Annotated in this window: 14 protein-coding genes and 3 tRNA genes; 10 read left to right on the forward strand and 7 right to left on the reverse strand. The window is 70.2% G+C overall.

Translation table 11 applies throughout. The annotated features are described in order from the left end of the window. Window positions 1–93: 93 nt before the first annotated feature. Window positions 94–669 (reverse strand): SanA/YdcF family protein, encoded by a 576-nt coding sequence (locus OG574_RS30770; protein WP_326775851.1) that lies wholly within the window; start codon window positions 667–669, stop codon window positions 94–96. Between the two features lie 285 nt (window positions 670–954). On the opposite strand from OG574_RS30770, the gene OG574_RS30775 reads away from it, so the two are divergent. Together OG574_RS30775 and OG574_RS30780 are read left to right on the forward strand one after the other, a co-directional pair. Then, a complete protein-coding gene (locus OG574_RS30775; RefSeq protein ID WP_326775852.1) occupies window positions 955–1,860 on the forward strand; it encodes a sirohydrochlorin chelatase in 906 nt (301 codons plus the stop codon). Window positions 1,861–1,893: 33 nt separating this feature from the next. Further along, window positions 1,894–3,285, forward strand: a complete 1,392-nt coding sequence (locus tag OG574_RS30780) for a deoxyguanosinetriphosphate triphosphohydrolase (protein WP_326775853.1) — start codon at window positions 1,894–1,896, stop codon at window positions 3,283–3,285. Here OG574_RS30780 and OG574_RS30785 read toward each other — a convergent pair. Next, complete coding sequence (locus OG574_RS30785; protein WP_326775854.1) at window positions 3,230–3,583, reverse strand: hypothetical protein; 354 nt, start codon at window positions 3,581–3,583, stop codon at window positions 3,230–3,232. The genes OG574_RS30780 and OG574_RS30785 overlap by 56 nt on opposite strands. Window positions 3,584–3,769: 186 nt before the next feature. Between OG574_RS30785 and OG574_RS30790 the strand changes: the two genes are divergently transcribed. From OG574_RS30790 to OG574_RS30800, 3 genes are all read left to right on the forward strand, one after another. After that, on the forward strand, window positions 3,770–5,044 hold the full coding sequence (locus OG574_RS30790; RefSeq protein WP_100591870.1) for an NAD(P)/FAD-dependent oxidoreductase: 1,275 nt from the start codon (window positions 3,770–3,772) through the stop codon (window positions 5,042–5,044). Between the two features lie 34 nt (window positions 5,045–5,078). Beyond that, complete coding sequence (dnaG, locus tag OG574_RS30795) at window positions 5,079–6,977, forward strand: DNA primase (RefSeq protein ID WP_326775855.1); 1,899 nt, start codon at window positions 5,079–5,081, stop codon at window positions 6,975–6,977. 225 nt (window positions 6,978–7,202) lie between these two features. After that, window positions 7,203–8,555 (forward strand): RNA polymerase sigma factor, encoded by a 1,353-nt coding sequence (locus OG574_RS30800; protein ID WP_326775856.1) that lies wholly within the window; start codon window positions 7,203–7,205, stop codon window positions 8,553–8,555. 225 nt (window positions 8,556–8,780) lie between these two features. Here the strand turns inward: OG574_RS30800 and OG574_RS30805 are convergent, their stop codons facing one another. From OG574_RS30805 to OG574_RS30820, 4 genes are all read right to left on the reverse strand, one after another. Further along, window positions 8,781–10,709 carry an ABC transporter ATP-binding protein gene (locus OG574_RS30805; protein WP_326775857.1) on the reverse strand — a complete coding sequence of 643 codons (1,929 nt, stop codon included), beginning with the start codon at window positions 10,707–10,709 and terminating at the stop codon, window positions 8,781–8,783. Continuing rightward, window positions 10,709–12,442, reverse strand: a complete 1,734-nt coding sequence (locus OG574_RS30810; RefSeq protein WP_100592547.1) for an ABC transporter ATP-binding protein — start codon at window positions 12,440–12,442, stop codon at window positions 10,709–10,711. Before OG574_RS30810 ends, OG574_RS30805 begins: the two co-directional genes overlap by 1 nt. A gap of 137 nt (window positions 12,443–12,579) precedes the next feature. Continuing rightward, window positions 12,580–14,019 carry a xylulokinase gene (locus OG574_RS30815; RefSeq protein WP_100591873.1) on the reverse strand — a complete coding sequence of 480 codons (1,440 nt, stop codon included), beginning with the start codon at window positions 14,017–14,019 and terminating at the stop codon, window positions 12,580–12,582. An 87-nt stretch (window positions 14,020–14,106) separates the two neighbouring features. Beyond that, on the reverse strand, window positions 14,107–14,415 hold the full coding sequence (locus OG574_RS30820; protein ID WP_326775858.1) for a YtxH domain-containing protein: 309 nt from the start codon (window positions 14,413–14,415) through the stop codon (window positions 14,107–14,109). Window positions 14,416–14,552: 137 nt separating this feature from the next. Here OG574_RS30820 and OG574_RS30825 point away from each other — a divergent pair. The 4 genes from OG574_RS30825 (at window position 14,553) to OG574_RS30840 (ending at window position 16,388) form a co-directional block, all read left to right on the forward strand. Next, window positions 14,553–14,625 (forward strand) — tRNA-Asn (locus tag OG574_RS30825). Window positions 14,626–14,630: 5 nt separating this feature from the next. Further along, window positions 14,631–14,703: transfer RNA gene (locus tag OG574_RS30830), tRNA-Asn, on the forward strand. A gap of 187 nt (window positions 14,704–14,890) precedes the next feature. Further along, window positions 14,891–14,967: transfer RNA gene (locus OG574_RS30835), tRNA-Ile, on the forward strand. 869 nt (window positions 14,968–15,836) lie between these two features. Next, window positions 15,837–16,388 (forward strand): hypothetical protein, encoded by a 552-nt coding sequence (locus tag OG574_RS30840; protein WP_326775859.1) that lies wholly within the window; start codon window positions 15,837–15,839, stop codon window positions 16,386–16,388. A gap of 119 nt (window positions 16,389–16,507) precedes the next feature. On the opposite strand, the gene OG574_RS30845 is transcribed toward OG574_RS30840, so the two are convergent. Then, entirely contained in the window at window positions 16,508–16,648 is a 141-nt protein-coding gene (locus OG574_RS30845) for a hypothetical protein (RefSeq protein WP_326775860.1), read from the reverse strand. A gap of 172 nt (window positions 16,649–16,820) precedes the next feature. Here OG574_RS30845 and OG574_RS30850 point away from each other — a divergent pair, with 172 nt between their 5' ends. After that, a complete protein-coding gene (locus OG574_RS30850) occupies window positions 16,821–17,705 on the forward strand; it encodes a hypothetical protein (RefSeq protein ID WP_326775861.1) in 885 nt (294 codons plus the stop codon). Window positions 17,706–18,576 lie beyond the last annotated feature (871 nt).

An 18,576-nucleotide genomic window follows, 5' to 3' on the forward strand; every position in this document is an offset into this window, starting at 1 on the left:
CAGGCGATTGAGGGAAGCCGAACACAAGGCGATGCACCGAAGCCGAACGTCACACGGGGAGCATCACCGAAGCCGAACGTCACACGAGGCGCATCAGCGAAGCCCCACCTCAAGAGCCTCCCGAACCCCAGCCTCCCGTTGGCCGAGAAACCGGGGATCGGGCCGGAACACGGAGTCGATGACGGCCTTCCCCGCAGCGAACACCTCACGGGCCCCGCCGTAATACCAGGTCACGTCGTGCCGGTCGTCGACGCCGACGCCGTACGACGAGACGCCCGCCGCCTCGCACAGGGCGACCGCGCGCCGAATGTGGAACCCCTGGCTGATCAGCACGGCCCGGTCGACCCCGAAGATCTTCTTGGCCCGCACGCACGAGTCCCACGTGTCGAACCCGGCGTAGTCGCTGACAACGGCCTTGTCCGGCACCCCGTGCCGGGTCAGATAGGCGCGCATGGCGTCGGGCTCGTCGTAGTCCTCGCGGCTGTTGTCGCCGGTCACCAGAAGGACCCGGATCCGCCCGTCACGGTAGAGCTGGGCCGCGGCGTCGAGCCGGTGAGCGAGATACGGCGAAGGCTCGCCCTCCCAGAGCCCGGCCCCGAACACCACAGCGACATCCGTGCGCGGAGCATCGTCAACCGTACGCAGCCGGTCCCCGGTCACCACAAACATCCACGTAGCCGGCAACAGCGCCAGCACACACACGGCCACTGCGCCCTGTACGAACAGCCGCCACCCCCGTCGCGTACGCGGCAACCGGATCCGCACCACTGACCCCCACCCCCACCCCTCCGAAAACGTCGTCGCACGACTGGACGCACGTTTCCGCCGGCCGGTTCACGCGGCAAGCGGGGACCCGACCACCTCACATCCGTCCGAACACCCGGTGAGCCCAGGGGAAGCGACCCGTCACCGCCCCGCAACGACGCCGCAACCTCCCGCGGACAGGATCGGTTCATGACGGCGTCGAAACATCAGCGCGACGAGCCCACCGGCACGGCCCACCTCGACAGTACGGCGCAACTCATGACCAGGATCACCAGTCAGCTCGGCACCCAGCTGAGCCATGTCAGGCTCGACGGCAGCCGCCGCACACCCCCGCAGCCCCCGCCCGCCCCGCCGGCCCTGGTGGTCGTGGCGCACGGCAGCCGCGACCCGAGGGCGCTCGCCACGGTCCACGCCCTGCTGGACAAGGTGCGCGAGGAACGCCCGGGACTCCCCGTCCACCTCGGCCACATCGAGCTGAACGAACCGCTCCTGACCGACACCCTCGCGGGCCTCGCCCCCGGCCGCGCCGTCCTGGCCCCGCTGCTCCTGTCCCGCGGCTACCACGTGAAGCAGGACATCCCGGCAGCCCTGGCCACGGCCCCGCACCTGACGGCCCGCGTCGCCCCGCCGCTGGGCCCCCACCCGCTCCTCGTGGAAACGCTGTACGCCCGCCTGGTAGAGGCGGGCTGGGACCCGCGCCCCGACGCCCGTACCCGCAGGACCAGCGGCGTAGTCCTCGCGGCGGCCGGCTCCCGCGACCCCGACTCGGCCGTCGACACGGCCCGTACGGCCGCGCTCCTGGCGAACCGGCTCGGTGTCCCGGTGGTGCCCGCCTACGCGAGTGCCGCCGCGCCCACCGTCCCGGCCGCGCTGCGGGCGCTGGCCGCGAGAGGCAGGCACCGAGCCGCCGTCGCCGCGTACTTCACGGCGCCGGGCCGCTTCGCCACGCAGTGCGCGCAGGCCGCCCCCTGGATAGCCGCCGCCCCGCTGGGCGCGCACACGGCGATGGCGCGCCTCCTGCTCCACCGCTACGACACGACGCTCGCGTCCCCGGCGCGACCCGCTCCCGTACAGCGGCAGCTCACGTCGGCCTGACCGTTTGTCACCGCGTGCCTTTACTGTCAGTCCATGGAAGGCACGCACGAGACACCCGCAGCGAAATCGGTCCCAGCCGTCCCAACCGCCCCATCGCACCCCATCGACCAGTCCGGCTACGACGCTGCGGCGACGGAGCGCTGGGCCCCCGAGCCGGACAAACGCCCCGGCCGCACCGCCTTCCAGCGCGACCGCGCCCGCGTCCTGCACTCCTCGGCGCTGCGCCGCCTCGCGGGCAAGACCCAGGTGGTCACCCCCGGCACGATCCCCCAGGCTCTCGACTCCGCTCGAGCAGGGGGGACCCCCATCCGAGTCTGGGATGCCAGCCCCCGCACCCGTCTGACGCACTCCCTGGAGTGCGCGCAGGTGGGCCGGGAGCTCGGCGCGGCGCTCGGCTGCGACCCGGACCTCGTGGAGACGGCCTGCCTCTCGCACGACATGGGCCACCCGCCCTTCGGCCACAACGGCGAACAGGCGCTGAACGAGGTGGCGCAGGACTGCGGCGGCTTCGAGGGGAACGCGCAGTCGCTGCGCCTGCTGACCCGTATCGAACCCAAGCGCTTCGTCCAGAGCGCCGACACGGACGAGCTGGTCAGCGTAGGCCTGAACCTCACGCGCGCCGCGCTGGACGCCGCGACGAAGTACCCGTGGCCCCGCGGCGGCCACCCCACCGACCCGGCCTCGCCCAAGTTCGGCGTGTACGAGGACGACCGCCCGGTCTTCGACTGGATCCGCAAGGAGTCACCCGAGCGACGCACCTGCTTCGAGGCGCAGGTCATGGACTGGTCGGACGACGTCGCGTACTCGGTGCACGACCTGGAGGACGGCCTGCACGCCGGCCACCTGGACCCGAACATGCTGCACGCCGAGCCGGAGCGCCGTGACATCTACGCGGTCGCGATCGGCCGATACGTACCGGCGGACACGGACCCCGAAGAGCTCGCGGCGGCGCTCGACCGGCTCCTCGACCAGGAGTGGTGGCCGCACGGCTACGACGGCACGGCGGTCGCGCAGGCCCGCCTCAAGGATGCGACGAGCCAGCTCATCGGCCGCTTCTGCCTCGCGGCGGAGGGCGCCACGCGCACCCGGTACGGCTCGGGCCGCCTCACGCGCTACGAGGCCGAGCTGGTGGTGCCGCGCGAGGCACGGTACGAGTGCGCGGTCCTCAAGGCGGTCGCCGACCGGTACGTGATGCAGCGCCCGCAGCAGGAGCGGCTCCGCGCCGACCAGCGCATCGTCGTGGCGGAGCTCGCCGAGGCGCTCACCCGGCGCGCCCCCGACGGCCTCGACCCGCAGTTCCGTGCCCTGTTCGACACGGCGGGCGACGACCGCTCCCGCAAGCGCGTGATCGTCGACCAGATCTCCTCCCTCACCGACGCCTCGGCCCGCGAGCTGCACGCGCGGCTGACAGGGCCCCGTCCATGAGGGCGTCGCCCAGCGGGGTGCGGCGGTGCAGGACGGAGTCGCCGCGCCGCAGCGAACCGACGGGACCCGCTTCTCGCAGGACCGTGGCGCGCCGGCTCGCGGTGGACGCGGTCGGCCGCAGCGGCCGGGCCAACCGCACGGTCGTACGCGGATGTTCGAGGGCTTCGATGGCTTCGAGGGCGAGCGCCGGGGTCGGCCACCCCGGCGCGGATCCCGGAGGACGCACGAGGACGGGGTCGAGCAGCGGGTCGGTCAGCGCCACCGGTGACGCGACGGAGAGGAACGACGGGGCCCGCACCGCGCTGCGCCGCGGCGGGGTTCGTGCGGATCGCGCTCCTGTGCACGGTCGTCGTCCTCGTCGCGAAACCGGCCATCGACCACTGGGCGTGACGAAAAGATGCCCTGTTCGGACCATGCCCCCTTCCCGCATCACGCTCCGTGCGGGACGCTCGCATATGGCGCCATGGCAAAGAGGAGGCATCACGTGGTCGACGCGGATCAAACGTTCGTCATTGTCGGAGGCGGGCTCGCCGGAGCGAAAGCGGCCGAGACGCTGCGCTCCGAGGGCTTCAACGGCAGAGTGATCCTCATCGGGGACGAGAGGGATCATCCGTACGAACGCCCGCCCCTGTCCAAGGGCTATCTCCAGGGCAAGGAGGAACGGGACAGCGTCTTCGTCCACGAACCGGCCTGGTACGCGCAGAACGACATCGAGCTGCACCTCGGCCAGACCGTCGTAGCGGTCGACCCGGCCGTGAAGAACGTCCGGCTCGGCGACGGCACGGTCGTCCACTACGACAAGCTGCTCCTGGTCACCGGCGCCGAGCCGCGCCGCATGGACATCCCGGGCACCGAGCTGGCCGGCGTGCACCACCTGCGCCGCCTCGCCCACGCGGAGCGCCTGAAGGGCGTCCTCGCCTCCCTCGGCCGGGACAACGGCCACATCGTGATCGCGGGCGCGGGCTGGATCGGTCTGGAGGTCGCCGCGGCGGCCCGCGAGTACGGCGCCGAGGTCACCGTCGTCGAGCCCGAGGCAACCCCGCTGCACGCGGTCCTCGGCCCCGAAATCGGCCAGATCTTCGCCGACCTGCACGCCGAGCACGGCGTCCGCTTCCACTTCGGGACCCGCCTCACCGGCATCACCGGCCAGGACGGCATGGTCCTCGCCGCCCTCACCGATGACGGCGAGGAGCACCTGGCCCATGACGTGCTGGCCGCGATCGGCGCCGCCCCGCGCGTCTCGCTCGCCGAGTCCGCCGGGATCGAGCTCGCCGACCGTTCGCACGGCGGCGGCATCGCCGTCGACGCCTCGCTGCGCACCTCCGACCCGGACATCTACGCGGCCGGTGACGTGGCGGCCGTGCAGCACCCCCTCTTCGGGACCCGGCTGCGCGTCGAGCACTGGGCCAACGCGCTCAACGGCGGCCCGGCCGCCGCGCGCGCCATGCTGGGCCAGGAGGTGACGTACGACCGCGTGCCGTACTTCTTCTCCGACCAGTACGACGTCGGCCTCGAGTACTCGGGCTGGGCGCCCCCGGGCTCGTACGACCAGGTGGTCATCCGCGGGGACGCGGGCAAGCGGCAGTTCATCGCGTTCTGGCTCAAGGACGGGCGGGTGCTCGCCGGGATGAACGTGAACGTGTGGGACGTCACGGAGACCATCCAGGCCCTCATCCGCTCCGGTGTCAGGCCCGGGGCCGAACGCCTGTCGGATCCGTCCGTCGCGCTCACGGCGCTGCTTGAGGGGGAGGACGGGTGACGTGAGTGTCGGCGGGTCACCGTAGAATTCTTGCGTGGCAGGCAGGATCAATGACGAGGACGTGAAGGCGGTCCGGGACGCGGTCCCGATCGACGCCGTGGTGTCCGAGTACCTGCAACTGCGCAACGCGGGCGGCGGGAACCTCAAGGGCCTGTGCCCCTTCCACGACGAGAAGTCGCCGTCCTTCCAGGTCAGCCCGAGCAAGGGCTTCTTCCACTGCTTCGGCTGCCAGGAGGGCGGCGACACCATCACGTTCGTGATGAAGGTCGACCACCTCTCCTTCTCCGAGGCCGTGGAGCGCCTCGCCGGCCAGGCGGGCATCACCCTGCGGTACGAGGAGGGCGGCTACAACCCCTCGCACCAGCGCGGTGAGCGCATCCGCCTGGTCGAGGCGCACAAGGCGGCCGCCCAGTTCTACATGGACCAGCTGGAGAGCGCCGAGGCGGAGATCGGCCGCAAGTTCCTCGCCGAGCGCGGCTTCGACCAGGCCACCGCCGCGCACTTCGGCGTCGGCTACAGCCCGGCCGGCTGGGACCACCTCACGCGCTTCCTGCGCGGCAAGGGGTTCACCGACAAGGAGCTCATCACCTCCGGGATCGCCCAGGAGGGCCGCCGCGGCCCCATCGACCGCTTCCGCGGCCGCCTCATGTGGCCCATCCGGGACATCGGCGGCGAGGTCGTCGGCTTCGGCGCCCGCCGCCTGCGCGACGACGACAACGGTCCGAAGTACCTGAACACGCCCGAGACGCCGATCTACAAGAAGTCCCAGGTGCTCTACGGCATCGACCTCGCGAAGAAGGACATCGCCAAGTCGAGCCGCGCCGTCGTCGTCGAGGGGTACACGGACGTGATGGCCTGCCATCTCGCCGGCATCACCACCGCCATCGCGACCTGCGGCACCGCCTTCGGCGGCGACCACATCAAGATCCTGCGCCGCCTCCTCATGGACAACGGGAGCGCCCGTGTGATCTTCACCTTCGACGGCGACTCGGCGGGCCAGAAGGCCGCCCTGCGCGCCTTCGAGGACGACCAGAAGTTCGCCGCCGAGACGTACATCGCCGTGGCCCCCGACGGAATGGACCCCTGCGACCTGCGCCTGGCCAAGGGCGACGAGGCGGTCGCCGACCTCGTCGAACCCCGCACCCCGCTCTTCGAGTTCGCCCTGCGCCACATCGTCTCCCGGTACGACCTGGAGACCCCCGCCGGCCGCGCCTCCGCGCTGGACGAGGCCGCCCCCGTCGTCGCCCGCATCAAGAACAGCGGCGCGCAGCACGAGGTAGCCGTCCAGCTCGCCGGCATGCTCGGCATCCTCGACACCCAGTTCGTCGTCAAGCGCGTCTCGCAGCTCGCCCGCTGGGCCCGCGACCGTGGTGGCCGCGGCCCCGCCCCGGCCCGCCCGCAGCAGTCCTACGAGGCCGCGGCGACGCGCGCCTCCGCCGCCGGCCCCGCCCTCACCCTGCGCAACCCCGTGTACGCCACCGAGCGCGAGCTGCTCAAACTGGCCCTCCAGCGGCCCGAGTTGGTCTCCCCGGCCTTCGACGCGTACGGCGTGGACGAGTTCACCGCCGCCCCGTACGCCGCGGTGCGCGAGGCGATCATCGAGGCGGGCGGCGCCGACCTCGGCACGCAGGACCCGCAGGCGTATCTCGTACGCGTCCGGGAGGTGGCGCCCGACGACGCGGTGCGCGCCATGGTCACCGAGCTCGCCGTCGAGGCGATCCTGCGCAGATCCGTCGACGAGGTGTACGCGGGCCAGCAGCTGGTCGCCGTGCGCCGCCGCGCCGTCGACCGGCGCATCCGCGACGTACAGGGCTCCCTGACCCGCCTGGGCACGCACGGCGACCCGGCGCGCCTGTCCGCCGTCCAGGAGGAGCTGATGGTCCTCCAGCGCTACGACAGGGCACTGCAGGACCTCGGCGCACAGGCGCTCTGACCCTCGGGGCCTGCCGTCGGACTCCCGCCTGCCCCGCGGCGGACGAGGAAAGACTGACGACAGGCCCTGGCCCCCGCCGGCCCGCGACGAGGTCCGTCCGGCCGGTTTCGGCCCGTCCGGCAGGGGCAGGCGTCGTGCACGGTAACCGGGCGGTTACGCACCGGACTCAAAAAGTCGCCGCACGCCCCTCGTGGCGGCGTTGTGTCGTACAGCACACTGGGTCCGGTGCCTGAGTCCTCGGAGCGCGGCCGGAACCCCGACAACGGGTCCGACACCCCCGCGGTTCCGCCTATCGCGTACGGGACGGACAGCGGTGTGGCCGCCGTCGCCGATCCCGGTGTACCCCTGCCGCACGCCTCAGCAGCGATCACCTTGGAGGTCGCCCCCGTGCAGACCCAGACCCTCAGCCAGACCGGTGCCGCGCGTGAGAGCGCCCAGGGCGCCCCCGCGCCGGACGCGGACGGAGAGGCGCTCCCGGCCGTCCCCCAGCAGCCCGGCGCCGCCGAACTACCGGAACCGGAACCGGAGCCGGAGCCGGAGCCAGGGCCCGAGTCGGAGACGGAGCCGCGGGAGGCCGGGCCCCGCCCGCCCGTCGCCCTCCTCCTCGACACCGTGGAAGCCGAGACTCCCGAGCCCCCGGCCTCCCGCGGCCGCACCGACACCGGCGGCCCGTCCTCGGACCTGTTCCGCCAGTACCTGCGCGAGATCGGACGGATCCCGCTGCTCACGGCCGCGGAGGAGGTCGACCTGGCCCGCAAGGTCGAGGCCGGGCTCTTCGCCGAGGAGAAGCTGACGGGCACCCCCGACCCCGACTCCCAGCTCGCCATCGACCTCGACAAACTCGTCGTCATGGGCCGGATGGCGAAGCGCCGCCTCATCGAGGCCAACCTCCGCCTGGTCGTCTCGGTCGCCAAGCGCTACGTGGGCCGCGGCCTGACCATGCTGGACCTGGTCCAGGAGGGAAACCTCGGCCTGATCAGGGCGGTCGAGAAGTTCGACTACGCCCGCGGCTACAAGTTCTCGACGTACGCGACCTGGTGGATCCGGCAGGCCATGTCGCGGGCCCTCGCCGACCAGGCCCGCACGATCCGCGTCCCGGTGCACGTCGTCGAGCTGATCAACCGGGTCGTCCGCGTCCAGCGCCGCATGCTCCAGGAACGCGGCTACGAACCCACCCCCGAAGAGGTCGCCGCCCACCTCGAACTCGCACCCGAGCGGGTCAGCGAAGTCCTGCGCCTGGCCCAGGAACCGGTGTCGTTGCACGCGCCGGTGGGCGAGGAGGACGATGTCGCGCTGGGCGACCTGATCGAGGACGGCGACGCGACGTCCCCCGTCGAATCGGCCGCGTTCCTCCTCCTGCGCCAACACCTGGAGGCGGTCCTCTCGACCCTCGGCGAACGCGAACGCAAGGTGGTCCAGCTCCGCTACGGCCTGGCGGACGGCCGCCCCCGCACGCTGGAGGAGATCGGCCGCATCTTCGGGGTGACCCGCGAACGCATCCGCCAGATCGAGTCCAAGACCCTCAACAAGCTGCGCGACCACGCGTTCGCCGACCAACTGCGTGGCTATCTGGACTGATGGGGGCGCGGGGCTGTGACATGTGTGGCTCCGCCGCGTGGGCGCGCTCAACCCCCACGACCCGCACAGAGAACCATCAGGGGCGCGGGGCTGTGACATGTGCGGCTCCGCCGCGTGGGCGAGCTCAACCCCCACGACCCGCACAGAGAACCATCAGGGGCGCGGGGAACTGCGCAAACAAGACACGAACGACCCGCACACAGAACCCCGCCCCCCATGACGCGCCTAGTCCACCTCGGCAACGGCCTGCGCGAACTGCGCGTTGTACAGCCGCTCATACGCCCCACCGGCAGCGCGCAGCGCCTCGTGCGTGCCCTGCTCCACGATGTCCCCGTTCTCCATCACCAGGATGGTGTCGGCATCGCGGATCGTGGACAGCCGGTGGGCGATGACAAAGCTGGTCCGCCCGTGCGCGAGCCGCGCCATCGCCTTCTGGATGAACACCTCGGTACGGGTGTCGACCGAGCTCGTCGCCTCGTCGAGGACGAGTATCACCGGGTCCGACAGGAACGCGCGCGCGATGGTGATGAGCTGCTTCTCACCGGCGCTGACCCCCGCCCCCTCGTCGTCGATCACGGTGTCGTAGCCCTCGGGCAGCGTCCGGATGAACCGGTCCGCGTGGGCGGCCCGGGCCGCCTCCTCTATCTGCTCCCGCGTGACGTCCTTCGAGGCGCCGTACGCGATGTTGTCCGCGATCGTGCCGCCGAACAGCCACGTGTCCTGGAGCACCATGCCGATCCCGGAACGGAGTTCGTCGCGCGACATCTTCGCCACGTCGACCCCGTCGAGGGTGATGCGCCCGCCGGTCACCTCGTAGAAGCGGAGCAGCAGGTTGACCAGCGTCGTCTTGCCGGCGCCCGTCGGGCCCACGATGGCGACGGTGTGACCCGGCTCCACGGCGAGCGACAGGTCCTCGATGAGCGGCTTGTCCTGCTCGTAGCGGAACGACACGTTCTCGAACTCGACGAGCCCGCGCAGCAGATCGGGCTTCTCGCTCGGCACCGGGTCGGCCTCCTGCTCGTCCGCGTCGAGCAGTTCGAAGATCCGCTCGGCCGACGCGACGCCCGACTGCACCAGGTTCGCCATCGAGGCGACCTGCGTCAGCGGCATGGAGAACTGCCGCGAGTACTGGATGAACGCCTGGACGTCACCGATCGACAGTGAACCCGAGGCGACCCGCAGGCCACCCACCACGGCGACGAGCACATAGTTCAGGTTCGACACGAAGAACATCAGCGGCTGCATCATCCCGCTGTTGAACTGCGCCTTGAACCCGGCCTCGTAGAGCGCGTCGTTCTGCTCGGCGAACGCCTTCGCCGACTCCTCCTGACGCCCGAACACCTTCACCAGGGTGTGGCCGGTGTACATCTCCTCGATGTGCGCGTTCAGCTTGCCTGTGGTCTTCCACTGCTGCACGAACTGCGGCTGAGACCGCTTGCCGACCCGCGTCGCGATCAGGAACGACAGCGGCACCGTCACCAGCGCCACCAGCGCGAGCAGCGGCGAGATCCAGAACATCATCACCAGCACGCCGATGATGGTGAGCAGCGAGTTGATGAGCTGGCCCATCGTCTGCTGGAGCGTCTGCCCGATGTTGTCGATGTCGTTCGTGGCGCGGCTGAGGACCTCACCGCGCTGCCGCTTGTCGAAGTACGACAGCGGAAGGCGCGACAGCTTCGCCTGGATGTCCTCGCGCATCCGGAAGACGGTCTTGTTCAGCGCCCGGTTCGACAGCCGCGTCGCCACGGCCATCAGGAGACCGGCCCCCAGGAACGTACAGAGGGCGAGTCCCAGCACGGAGCCCACGGCGTCGAAGTCGATGCCCCGGCCGGGCGTGAAGTCGATCCCGGAGAGCATGTCGGCGACCCCGGAGTCACCCTTGGCCCGCATCCCCGCGATGACCTGCGCCTTGCTGCTCCCGGACGGCATCTCACGCCCGATGATGCCCGCGAAGACCAGGTCGGTCGCCCGGCCCAGGATCTTCGGGCCCAGCACCGACAGGCCCACACTCAGGACGACGCACGCGACCATCGCGAACATCGTCGTCTTCTCGGGCTTGAACTGCCTGATGAGCCGCTTGCCCGAGCCCTTGAAGTCCATCGAACGCTGGTCGGGGCCGCCCCCGGCCATCATCCGCCCGCCTGGCCCCGCCATCAGGCCGCCTCCGCTTCCGTCAGCTGGGAGAGAACGATCTCCCGGTACGTCTCATTGCCGGCCATCAGCTCGTGATGGGTGCCGGTGCCCACGACATGGCCCTCGTCGAGGACCACGATGCGGTCCGCGTCGCGGATGGTGGAGACCCGCTGGGCCACGATCACCACGGTCGCCTCGGCGGTCTCGTGCCCCAGCGCGGCCCGCAGCGCGGCGTCGGTCGCGTAGTCGAGCGCGGAGAACGAGTCGTCGAAGAGATAGATCTCGGGCCGCTGTACCAGCGTCCGCGCGATCGCGAGCCGCTGGCGCTGACCGCCGGACACATTGGTGCCGCCCTGCGCGATCGGGGAGTCGAGCCCGTTCTCCAGCTTCTTCACGAAGTCCTTGGCCTGCGCCACCTCCAGGGCGTGCCACAGGTCCTCGTCACTCGCGTCCGGATTGCCGTACCGCAGATTCGTCGCGACGGTCCCCGCGAAGAGGTACGGCTTCTGCGGCACGAGCCCGACGGTCCTGGCGAGGAGCGCCGGCTCGATGGTGCGCACGTCGACGCCGTCCACCAGGACCTCGCCGTCGGTCGCGTCGAACAGCCGCGGCACCAGGCCGAGGAGGGTGGACTTGCCGCTGCCGGTCGAGCCGATGACGGCGGTCGTCTCACCGGGGCGCGCGGTGACCTGGATGGCCTTGAGCACGGGCTCCTCGGCACCCGGGTAGCGGAAGCCCGCGTCCCGGATCTCCAGATGACCGTGGCGGCGCAGCTCCCGCACCGGCGCGGACGGCGGCACGACGCTGGACTCGGTGGAGAGGATCTCCTGGATGCGCTCGGCACAGACCTCGGCGCGCGGCACCATCATGAACATGAAGGTGGCCATCATGACGCTCATCACGATCTGCATCAGATAGGCGAGGAACGCGGTGAGCGCGCCGATCTGCATGCCGCCGCTGTCGATGCGGTGCGCGCCGAACCAGACGACGGCGATCGACGAGATGTTCACCACGGTCATGACGATCGGGAACATCAGCGCGAGGAGCTTGCCGGTACCGAGGGAGACCGCGGTCAGATCGGCGTTGGCCTCGCGGAAGCGCTCCTTCTCGTAGTCGTCGCGTACGAAGGCGCGGATGACGCGGTTACCGGTGATCTGCTCGCGCAGCACCCGGTTCACCGTGTCGAGCCGCACCTGCATGGTGCGGAACAGCGGGCGCAGGCGGCGCACGATCAGGCTGACGCTGATCCCGAGGACCGGGACCACGGCGAGCAGCACGCCGGACAGGGGCACGTCCTGGCCCAGCGCCATGACGATGCCGCCGACGCACATGATCGGCGCCGACACCATCAGCGTGAACGTCATGAGCGTGAGCATCTGGACCTGCTGCACGTCGTTCGTCGTGCGGGTGATCAGGGACGGCGCCCCGAACTGACCCATCTCGCGTGCCGAGAAGGACTGCACGCGGTCGAACACGGAGGCCCGGACGTCCCGTCCGAGCGCGGACGCGGTGCGCGCGCCGTAGTACACGGCGCCGATGTTGCAGACCATCTGGACCACGGTGATCGCGATCATGATGGCGCCGAAAGCCAGGATGTAGCCCGTGTCCCCCTTCACGACACCGTTGTCAATGATGTCCGCGTTGAGGGTGGGCAGGTAGAGAGAGGCGCAGGTCTGCAGAAACTGCAGCAGCACCAGCACGCCGATGGGTTTCTTGTACGGACTGAGGTACGTCCGAAGGAGTCGTATGAGCACGCTCGGTCTCTCGAAGTCGGCCGACATGATGGGGGTCAGTGGTGCACGACCCCCATCGTCCGACACTCCACCCGCGTTACCTCAACCGATTTAGCCAAGTCCGCGCCAAGAAACCCACGTGGAGCGGGACGAAACGCTCATGCCCCCACGGAATCGAAGGCTCCGGGGTGCGTCTGCTCCCGTACGGCGGTGAACTGCTGGCGCACCGCCTGCCCGACGGGCAGTTCCTCGCCCGGCTCCAGAACCTGCGCGGCCGCGCCCTGCCACTGCGGCAGCTGACCGCTCAGCGCCCACGCCGCCTGCCGCGCCGCACCGAGCGCCGCGTAGTCCGCGGGCTGCGGCACCACGACCTGCGTCCCGAACAGCATCGGCGCCGCCGCCTGCACCGCCGGCAGCTCGGCCGCCGCTCCGAGCAGGAACACCCGCCGCACCCCGACCCCACGCGCCCGCAGTACGTCCATGGCGTCCCCGAGCCCGCACAGCATGCCCTCGAACGCGGCACGCGCGAGATGCTCAGGCTTCATCGACTCCCGCCGCAGCCCGCTCAGGGTGCCCGCGGTGTGCGGCAGACTCGGCGTCTTCTCGCCCTCCAGATACGGCAGCATGACCAGCCCGTGCGAACCGGGGGTCGACTTCATCGCCAGGTCGGACAGCTCCTCGATCCCGGAGAGCCCGAGCATGTCGGCCGTACCGCGCAGGGTCCGCACCGCATTGAGCGTATGGACGACGGGCAGATGCATGCCGGTCGCGTCAGCGAGCGAGGTGATCGTCCCGGACGGATCGACGAGCGCCTCGTGGTGCACCGCCATGACCGACCCCGAGGCGCCGAGTGACACCACGGCGTCGCCCTGCCGCACCCCGAGCCCGAACGCCGCGGCCATCGTCTCGCCCGTACCGGCAGAGATGATCAGCCCTTCCGGAGTGGTGCCCGCCGCGTCCCCGGGACCGAGCACCTCCGGCAGCATCGCCTGGTGCCCGAGCGCCAGCTCGACCAGGTCAGGCCGGTAGGAGCCGCTCGCCGCCGACCAGTAGCCGGTGCCCGAGGCGCCGCCCCGGTCGGTGGTCCGCCGCGAGGGCCGGCCGAGGAGCTGCCACACCAGCCAGTCGTGGGCCTGGAGGACGAGCGCGACCCGCTGCGCGGCCTCCGGCTCGTGCTTCGCCAGCCACCGCAGCTTCGTCACCGGATGCGCGGCCTGCGGCACACACCCGACGGCCTGCGCCCACGCCTCGCGCCCGCCGAGCCGGTCGATGAGATCCGCGGCCGAGGCCTGCGTCCGCTTGTCGCCCCCTGGCATTGCGGGGCGCACGGTGTTGCCCTGCGCGTCCAGCGGCACCAGCGCGTTCTGCTGCGTGGAGACCCCGATGGCCTGCACGCCTTCGAGCAGCCCGCCGCCCGCGGCCTCGCCGAGCGAGAGGAGCCACGCCTGTGGATCGACATCGGCGGGACGGCCGCCGCCCTCGGCGGATTCGAGCGGGTGCGGGGCATAGCCCTGCTTGAGCACGGCACCGGAGTCCGCGTCACAGACCACGATCCGAGTGAAATCGGGCGAACTGTCCAGCCCGGCGACTATCCCCATGACTGAATTCTGCCGCACTCCGCGGCGGCCCCGTCCCGCGGGCCGGGGCCGGGGCCGAAGACCCGCTGAGCGGCGGGGCCGTGGGGCTCAGGTGTTGCTGGTGCCCCAGTCGTCCTCGGAGCCGTCGCCGCCCTGGCCGCGCTCTCGCAGCGAACGCACCCGGCCGGCCACCGAGTCGGGGACCCGGCTCTCGACCTTCACGCTCACCGAGTGCATGGCCTTGCCCGCGAAGTGACGCGTCTGCTGGGCCGCGGACTCCGCCGTGTTCCGGACGGCGGGGTTCTGCGCGAACCCGCGGGCGGACTTCTTGAGCTGCTCGTACCGCTCGCGTCCGGCCCGGGTCCCGAGCACGTAACCCAGGGCCAGACCGGCGACGAATGTGAGCCGGTAGCGCATGGCTGTCACCCTTCCCTTGTGATCACCGGGGGAACCGATTGGCGGAGCACCCCCCTGCTTGCGCTAATGTATGTGTCGCAGCGAGCGCACGCCCCCTGGCGAGTGCCCAGGTAGATGCGTTCGATGCAACGAGACATTCCCCTGTAGCTCAATTGGCAGAGCAGCCGGCTGTTAACCGGCAGGTTACTGGTTCGAGTCCAGTCGGGGGAGCTCGATCTCCTGTAGCTCAATTGGCAGAGCAGCCGGCTGTTAACCGGCAGGTTACTGGTTCGAGTCCAGTCGGGAGAGCTGACGAACAAGACCCCCGGGGAACCCCCGGGGGTCTTTTCGTGTCGTCTTCTCCACCAGGTGGAACCGTCTGCGGGCGCGGCGAGGTCCTCTACGTCGAGCAAGGCCGAGCATCCGGAGCAGGAGATCGTATGAGCGGCTATGCTGCGGCAGACGGCGCGCACACATGTACGCGCCACGCCGTAACGGGGCGGTAGCTCAGCCGGTTAGAGCAGCGGACTCATAATCCGTCGGCCGTGGGTTCGAGTCCCACCCGCCCCACCAAGGGTTTCCGATGCAGGAACGTTTTAACCTGCGACACACCGGAGCGTCCGTCGTTCGGCGGACGTGATTACCCGTCAGGTGGACCGTCGGCCGCCCGCTGCCGGCCCGAAGAGCTGGCGACCGCGCCGTTTGGGTGCAACCTCCGTCACCCGGCTCGGGGGGAGCCGCGAGCCGGTCGAGCGGGTCATCGATGACGATGCCCCTCGGCGCCTAAGGGGCCGGGCAGGTGTGCGCTCGGTGATCTGATCGATCCGCCCCTTCGCCCCCTGCCGCTTCTTCGGCCCGCGACGGATTCGCCGTCGACGCGCTGCACCTGCCTGGACGGGGCGTCGCGCGCGGTACGGGGAGTGTCCGAAAGAACGGCGGCCGGACGAGAGGGCGCTCTCCCCCGTCCGCGAAGAGGGACACCATCGACGTCGAGATCGCGGACGGTCGGGTCGCGAACCGGCCCGGTCTGCGTGGCGACGGCCGGGACCGCCGAAGGCGCCCGGGACGCCCGGGGCACCCTGGGGATCACGAGGCGGCCGCCCTGAAGCGCGGTCCGCGTGGCGTCGACGAGCTTCGCCCCGACCGGCAGGGGGCGCGAGCGACTGCGCGCCACGCGGAAATCCGCGACACGCCGTTGGAGGCTTGAGCAGTCGTCAGCGAGTCACCCGATAGGGCTAACGAGATGTCAACTCGCCTGTAAATCAAGCCAATTGAGAGTCGATGTGAGTGCCGCAGCCGACAGGTGCCGCCGCCGGCATACGGCCACTCGGATTATTTCTCGCATTTTCAGCACGTCTTATAAGTGATGAATGGGGCGATTTATGTATCTTCTTTCACAGAGCGGCTGTCCGGCCGATCTCTCCGAGAAGGAAGAAACTGACATGAGCAAGCGCTCCATTGCTGTCACCGCCGCTATTGCCGGCGCTGCAGCCCTCGCCGCCACCGGCATCAACTACGCCGCTGCTGCCGGCACGGAGGCCGCCCCGGCTGCTCCGGCTGTTCGTCAGGCGGCTGCTCCCGCGGCGGCGCCCCTCGGTGGCGACTCCGGCCAGGGCAAGGAGAAGGAAGACAACAACTACGGCGGCCGCCACTACGAGGGTCGGATCCAGTTCAACGAGCGGTCTTACTCGGCCCTCGGGGATGGCTGCATCACTGTGGTCAGCGGTCTGGGCTCGCGTAGCTTCAACGTCCGCAACGACAGCTGGAAGACTGTTGAGGTCTTCCGTGGTGCGACCTGCGACAACGGGTCTCCCATTGCCACGGTCGGACCGTGGAGCACCAGCAACAGCATCGTCCCCGCCCGCCACATCCGCGGCGGCGTGTTCGTCAAGAACGGCGTTGTGGGCAGCTTCCGTGTGGTCCACGACCACCGCGGCGGCGGCTACGGCGGCGGCTACGGCGGCGGCAACGGCGGTGGCAAGGGCAGCTGGTAGTACCTGCCTGTCGCTCGAATAGTTGAGGCCCCGGCCCGCCGGAATCGGGCCGGGGCGATCAACAAAAGATTATCCCAGCCGGGCACGCCGCGCCCGAGATGGCTGAATGCTCGTACGGATCACCTCACGGTCCGTGCCTGCATCGCGGTGATCTCGGGCGCACCCCCGGCATGTCGCGCTTCGTCGAAGACGTGCCGAGGTATGCCCGGTTCCTCGGGCTCGATCGAGCCCTCCAAGTCGCGTCGGCTGTCGTCGGTCATGCTGCACATTCCGTATACGGACGGGGGTATACGAAACGGCGTCATGGCCGACCAGCCGAGAATCGCAATGGGTGGGATGCCGGCCGTGCGGGCTGAGCATTCGCCAGGCGGCGGACTGTCTTGCTCCGTCGATCCGTGACGTCGAATCCGCCCCTTCGGACTTGAGGGATGCATGAAAATGCCGCAGAGATCGCTCACGAAAACGAAGACAACGGCCGCCGCTGCAATCTCGCAAAGACTTGAAGAGACCATCGAAAGCTCCGAGTACTGGGCAAGAAGGATGCCGCGCGAGGCCGTCCGCCTGGTACGCAAGGAGCGCCTCTACGGCGTCGCCGCAGGAGGGGTCAGCCTCCTCACCGGCCTTCTGGCCTGGCCTGTGGTGGCCGAGTCCTCCGCGCTCACGGCGCAGGTTCTCATCTCCGGGCTGTCGGGCCTGGCGGCGCTGGCCATTGCCGCCCCCTACGCGAGCGGCCTGACTGATCGCGGCGAGGACTCCGTCAAGCTGGGCAGCGCGTACGGGGAAATGCATCGCGAACTCCTGCGTGGCAGAGAGCAGATCGCCGCGGGATCCGCGGAAACTACGTCTCAACTGCCTGGATTCTACCAACAGTTCGACTACATCGAGGAACGCAGAGACTCCCTCGGAATTCGGCCCATTCCCTCAAGGGTGAGCGCGTCCGGTGTTCCGCTGGCCGGCGAGGTCGGGCAGCGAGAGCGGGCCGTTCAGATCGCACCGAGAAGGTGCTCGAAGAGATCGGCACCGGAGACGCCGGTGGGTAGCGGTCGTACAGTGGTCGTGGATCAGGATGCGGTCGCCACGCTCATTTATCTCGTGGCGAATCAGTTGGCGTCGCAGAATCACCTTCAGCCACATATCTGCGAGCAGAGTTCGACGGGGCGTCTCGAACAGCATTGGCAGCCCGCCTTGCCGTTCGACTCCTCACGAAGTGAGGACCCGGGAAGGCGTGAGGAAAACCGCCTCACGGCAACGTCTCAAGCGCTTCTCTCGAAGCTGTCCGGTCCGGCGGGGCCACTGCGACGATTCAGCCGTTCATGACGGCGTGTCCGGGCACGAACGGCGAGTGGTGTCGATGCCCGCACGCTGCCGGCTACTGAGGGCCCATCACCGGACCAGGCCCCGAAGACGTCAGCCGATCGGCTGAGCGGAAGTGCCCGGCGAGCCCTTGCGTCCGTCACACGCAGGGGCTCGGCCCGGCTGAACCGAGCGGCGCGAGCGGCCTGGCGAGCCACCCGGTGACGAGGCGGTCCCGGGGGCTGTGTCCGTAGGTGAACTCGCGTGGTGCACAAGGTACTTGGCGGCCTGCGGCCGGGACGGCCGGACGCCGCCGCAGTCCGCCAGGCCCCGGACAGGCCGTTCCCGACACCGGTCGCGGCGCGGCCTCGCGGCACTGTTGATGTGTCCAGTCACGCGAACAGCGCAACGTTCCCACCGGAGCTCACCCGCGGGATCGGCCGGCCTGTAGCACCGTTCGCCGTATGGACTCCACTCCGATAGTCGTGCACCCGCCCGCCCCCACCGGGGGCCGACGGGTAGCAATCCAGGGGCACGTCGCCGGGATCGTCCGGAGTGATGCCGACCTCGTCGAACTCCTCTGTCAGGCCGGCGTGACAGTTCACAGCGCTCTCCTCGACGACGAGGCATGGGTGAAGTGGCGGGGAGGGCGAGCCCACCACTACGCGTCCACGGTGAACATCGTGGACGCGCCAAGGGCAAGCGAGTCTCCACAGCCTCCTCAGTCATGACGCTCCGCGCGTGCGGACATGAGCCGCCCCATGCCGGCGATCGGAGGCTCCCGATCGTCCGCCCGGGCCGGCCTTCGCCGCCGAGCTGATCGGCGCCGGTCGCGCGCACCCTGCTGATGGGTGTGGTGGCGCTGGTCCTGTGCGTGGGTCCCGGACTGCTTGAT

This window comes from Streptomyces sp. NBC_01445, assembly GCF_035918235.1.
In the GTDB taxonomy this organism is placed as follows: domain Bacteria; phylum Actinomycetota; class Actinomycetes; order Streptomycetales; family Streptomycetaceae; genus Streptomyces.